This window comes from Pseudomonas sp. (genome assembly GCF_049590575.1).
GTDB lineage: Bacteria > Pseudomonadota > Gammaproteobacteria > Pseudomonadales > Pseudomonadaceae > Aquipseudomonas.
The window spans coordinates 1-5,101 of the sequence record NZ_JBAWDE010000233.1; the positions used below are offsets into that span (position 1 = coordinate 1).

Annotated in this window: 3 protein-coding genes; all 3 read left to right on the forward strand. The window is 65.7% G+C overall.

Features of this window, described 5'->3' with window-relative positions; genetic code table 11:
• Positions 1–1,112: DotU family type VI secretion system protein (locus tag WBR57_RS16160; protein WP_424084680.1), on the forward strand; the 1,112-nt coding region annotated here is incomplete at its 5' end.
• A complete protein-coding gene (gene tssM / locus WBR57_RS16165) occupies positions 1,109–4,609 on the forward strand; it encodes a type VI secretion system membrane subunit TssM (protein WP_424084681.1) in 3,501 nt (1,166 codons plus the stop codon). The genes WBR57_RS16160 and tssM, both read left to right, overlap by 4 nt.
• Positions 4,606–5,101, forward strand: a 496-nt coding sequence (gene tagF, locus WBR57_RS16170; RefSeq protein WP_424084682.1) for a type VI secretion system-associated protein TagF, incomplete at its 3' end; no start/stop codon positions are given. The genes tssM and tagF, both read left to right, overlap by 4 nt.

Genomic DNA, 5,101 nt, shown 5'->3' on the forward strand with positions numbered 1-5,101 from the left:
CCCGCCTGCGCAACACCATCGCCCACCCGGCGCCGGCCAGCCTGCGTGCGCAATTGCTCGCCTACCTGCGCCAGTTCGAAGAGCGCGCCGAAGCCGCCGGTGTGGCGCGCAACGAAGTGCTGCTGGCGCGTTACGCGCTGTGCACTGCCCTTGATGAAGCGGTGTTGAGCACGCCGTGGGGCAGCACCAGCGACTGGGGCAAACAGAGCCTGCTGATCACCGTGCACAACGAAGCCTGGGGCGGCGAAAAGGTCTTCCAGTTACTCGACCACTGCCTGCAAAGCCCGCGCGAGCGCCTGTACCTGCTGGAGCTGTTGTACCTGTGCATGTGCCTGGGTTTTGAAGGCCGTTACCGCGTGATGAACGACGGTCGCAGCCAGTTGGAAGCCTTGCGTGAACGCACCGCCGCCGCGATTCGCAGTGCCCGTGGCGATCACGAGCGCGAGCTGTCGCCGCATTGGCGCGGCGTGAGCGTGGCGCGCGATCGCCTGGCGCAGTTCATGCCGCCGTGGATCGCCGTGGCCATCGGCTTGGCGCTGCTGCTGGCGTTGTTGTTCGGCTTGCGCATGAAGCTGGCCTCGGACGCCGAGCCGGTGTTCAAGAATATCCATGCGCTGGGCGAGATTCCGGTGCAGGCCATCGACCGTCCGGTGGCGCAGCCCAAAGTCATCGAGCGTCCGCGCCTGGCCGGTTTCCTGGTGGAAGACATCAAGGCCGGCCGCGTGGCGGTGGAAGACAAAGTCGACCGTTCCGTGGTGACGATCAGGGGGGATGAACTGTTCGCATCGGCCAGTTCCAGCATCCGTGATGACTTCGAGCCGCTGATGCTGCGCATCGCTGACGCCATCCGCAAGGTCAAGGGTCAGGTCCGCGTGACCGGGCACAGCGACAACCGCCCGATTGCCACGCTGCGCTTCCCGTCCAACTGGGCGCTGTCCGAAGCGCGGGCCAAGTCGGTGTTGGAAATCCTCGCGGCCAAGACTGGCCAGGCGGATCGCTTCAGTGCCGAAGGCCGCAGCGACACCGAGCCGGTGGCCACCAACGCCACCGCCGAAGGCCGTGCCCGTAATCGTCGGGTTGAAATCACCGTATTGGCGGAGGGCGTCGAGTGAAGGCGTTTTTCAGTTTCATGATTCGCTGGGTGATTCCCGTGCTGGGCCTGATCGCCCTGGGCCTGATCATCTGGTTTGTCGGGCCGTTGCTCGATGTATTGGTGCCGGAAGGGCGGCGCTGGGCGCTGATCGTTCTGGTATTTGCGCTGTGGATCGCGTACCGCGTGTTGCGCATTATCCAGGCGCGCCGCCAGGCCGCCGAAGTGATGCGCAGCCTGGCCGCCGAAACCCCGGCCGACCCGAACAGCGTGGCGACTGCCGAAGAACTCACCACCCTGCGCCAGCGCATGGACGAGGCTTTGGCGCTGCTCAAGAAAGCCAAGCTCGGCGGTGACGAGCGTCGCAATCTGTATGAGCTGCCGTGGTACGTGATCATCGGTCCGCCGGGTTCGGGCAAGACCACCGCGCTGGTCAACTCCGGGCTGCATTTCCCGCTGGCTGCGCAGCTGGGCGCGGGTGCAGTGCGCGGCGTCGGCGGTACGCGCAACTGCGATTGGTGGTTTACCGACCAGGCCGTATTGCTCGACACCGCCGGCCGCTACACCACTCAGGACAGTAACTCGACGGTGGACAAAGCCGCCTGGCTGGGCTTCCTCGACCTGCTGAAAAAGCAGCGTTCGCGGCGTCCGATTGACGGCGCGTTTATCGCCATCAGCCTCTCCGACTTGCTGCTCGGCACGGATGCCGAGCGCGCGGCCCACGCGGCTGCGATCCGCCTGCGGATCCAGGAGCTGTACACCCAGCTGGGCGTGCGTTTCCCGATCTACCTGATGCTGACCAAGCTCGACCTGGTGCCGGGTTTCATGGAGTTTTTCGACAACCTGAGCAAGGAAGAGCGAGCCCAGGTGTGGGGCATGACCTTCGCCCTGGACGACGGCAAGAACAGCGACAGCCCGCTGGCTCATCTGCAAAGCGAATTCGCCGGCCTGGAACAGCGCCTCAACGAACGCCTGGTGGAGCGCCTGCAACAGGAACGCGACCCGGCGCGGCGCGACCTGATCTACGGCTTCCCGCAGCAGTTCGGCGCGTTGAAAGATTGCCTGCAGAGCTTCCTCGAAGGCGTGTTCAAACCGAATGCCTTTGAAGAACGCGTACTGCTGCGCGGCGTGTACTTCACCAGCGGCACCCAGGAAGGCAGCCCGATTGACCGCCTGATCGGCGCCATGGCCCAGAGCATGAACCTGGACCGCCAGCACCTGGCGCGCCAGAGCGGCACCGGGCGCAGTTACTTCATCGAAAAACTCTTCACCGCCGTGGCGTTTGCCGAGCGGGGCTTGGTCGGTGTGAACCCGAAAGTCGAGCGCCGTCGCAAGTGGATCGCACGCGGTGTACTCGCGGCCACCGTGGCGTTGGTGGTGGTGGTCAGCGGCCTGTGGTGGGTGAGTTATCGCGCCAACCAGGCGTATATCGCCCAGGTCGACCAGAAGGTCGCGCCGCTGGGCCAGACCGTACAGAACCTGAGCCCGGCGCAGCGTGAAGTGCTCGCGGTATTGCCATTGCTCAATGCGGTGAAGCACCTCGCGGGCGATTCGCCCAGCTGGTCCGAGGGCCTGGGGTTGTATCAGGGCGACATGCTCGAAGCCGAGTCCGCGAGTGTCTATCGCAAGCTGTTGATTGCGGTTTTCGCGCCGCGTCTGGTCACGCGCATCGAAGAGCAGCTGCACGGTGGCGGCAATTCCGATTTCCTCTACGAGGGCCTCAAGGCCTACCTGATGCTCGCCGACAACGAGCATTACGACCCGGACTTCATCAAGGCCTGGATCGCCCTGGACTGGGACCGCAACTTGCCGCGCGACCTGCCGGCCGATCAGCGCCAGGCGTTGACCGGGCACTTGCAGGCGCTGTTCGAGCGCCACCCGCCGAGCGCACGCCTGGACCCACGACTGATCGACGACCTGCGCCGCCAGCTGCAACAACTGCCGGTGGCCCAGCGCGTCTACGACCGGGTCAAGCGCCAGAAACTGCCCGACGGCGTGCCGGACTTTCGTCTCAACGAAGCCGCCGGGCGTGACGCGGCGCTGGTGTTCAGCCGCAAAAGCGGCAAGCCGCTGGGCGAGCCGTTGAGTGGGTTTTTCACCGCCAAGGGCTATCGCCAGGCATTCCTGCTGAGCAGCCTGAACCAGACCGGCACCCTTGCCGAGGAGCAATGGGTACTGGGCCGTGAACAGGCCGACCAGCAGAACGTGGTCAGCCTGGCCGCCGATGTGCGCCGCCTGTATTTCCAGGACTACCAGCGCCAGTGGGATGCCTTGCTCGCGGATATCGACTTTGTGCCGATCACCAGCGTGGCCCAGGCGGCCGATGTACTGCGGGTGATTTCCGGGCCGACCTCGCCGCTGAAAAAGCTGCTGGTGGCGGTGGCCAAGGAAACCGATCTGCAAGCCGAAGAACGCCAATTGGCCGCCAAGGGCGTGCCGGTGGAAGGTGGCGTCGACAAGCTCAAGGAGCGCCTCGGCAGCCTGCTTGGGCAGGAGCAACCGACCTCGAATGCGCCGGCGGCGGCGGATGATCCGGTGACCGCGCACTTTGCCGAACTCAATAGCATCGTCAGCAAAAACGAGGGCGACCCGGCGGCCATCGACGGCCTGCTCGCGGACATGAACGCGCTGTATGTGCAGGTCAGCGCCATGGTCGGCGCCAGTGGCGATGCGTTGCTCGGCGAGGCCAAGAACCAGGCTGCGGCTGCGGCGACGCGGGTCAGCCTGAATGCCGAGCGCCAGCCGCCGCTGGTACAGGGCATGGTCAAGTCGGTGGTCAATTCCACCACCAACAGCATGATGGGCGGGGTGCGTAACCAACTGAACGCGGCGTGGGTCAGCGAGGTGGTCAACGTGTATCGCCAGTCGTTGGCCGGGCGTTACCCGATGTCGCCGGGCAGTGCGCGCGACGCCACCCTGGATGACTTCGGCCAGTTCTTTGGCGTGGGCGGGGTGATGGACAACTACTTCCGCAAATACCTGCAACCGTATGTGGACACCTCCGCGCAGACCTGGCGCTGGCAGCCGGGCGCCGCGCAGAAGCTGGGGATCGCGCCGGGCGTGCTGCAGACCTTCCAGCGTGCCGCGGCTATTCGTGATGCGTTCTTCAGGTCGGGGGGCACCCAGCCGATTGTGCGTTTCGAACTCAAGCCGGTGTCGATGGACCCGACCATCACCCAGTTCCTGCTGGACCTGGACGGCCAACAACTGAGCTATGACCACGGCCCGAGCCGGCCGGTGGCGATGCAATGGCCGAACCCGGGCAGCATCGGTGTGGTGCGTATCTCGATCATGCCGCCGTCGGCCAGCGGGCGTTCCGGTGTGACCCTGGACGGCCCGTGGGCCTGGTTCCGCCTGCTGGAGCAATCGGACCTCACCGCCGGCAATTCACCGGACCGCTTCAACCTGCGCCTGCGCGTCGACGGCGCGAGCATCGCCTACGAGCTGCGCGCCAACAGCGCCTTCAACCCGTTCAAGAGCCGCGTGCTAAGCGGCTTCAGCCTGCCGGAGCGGTTATGACGACGCTGGGTTTCTACGGCAAGCTGGCCAGCCGCGGTGACTTTGTCAGCCGCAGCTTGCCCCAGAGTTTTATCGGCCCATGGGACAGCTGGCTGGCGGCCGGGTTGCTCGCCAGCCAGCACAGCCTGGGTGCCGAGTGGCTCAACGTGTACCTGGTCAGCCCGCTGTGGCGTTTTGTGTTGGCGCCGGGCGTGTGCGGGCCGGATGCGGCGACGGGCGTGGTGATGCCGAGTATTGACCGGGTCGGGCGGTATTTCCCGTTGGCCGTGGTGGCCTTGCTCGATCACGACACCAACCCCGCCTCCCTGGTGGGCGGCCCGGACAGCTGGTTCGAACAGGCCGAAGAGCTGTTGCTCGGCACCCTGGATGCCGGCGCTACGTTCGAAAGCTTCATCGCTGGCCTGGACAGCCTGGGTCTGCCCGCCGTTGAACCGCGTGCGGTCGACAGCCGTTTCGCCGGCCTGCAACGCGTGGCCGCCAGCGCGCCGCAGC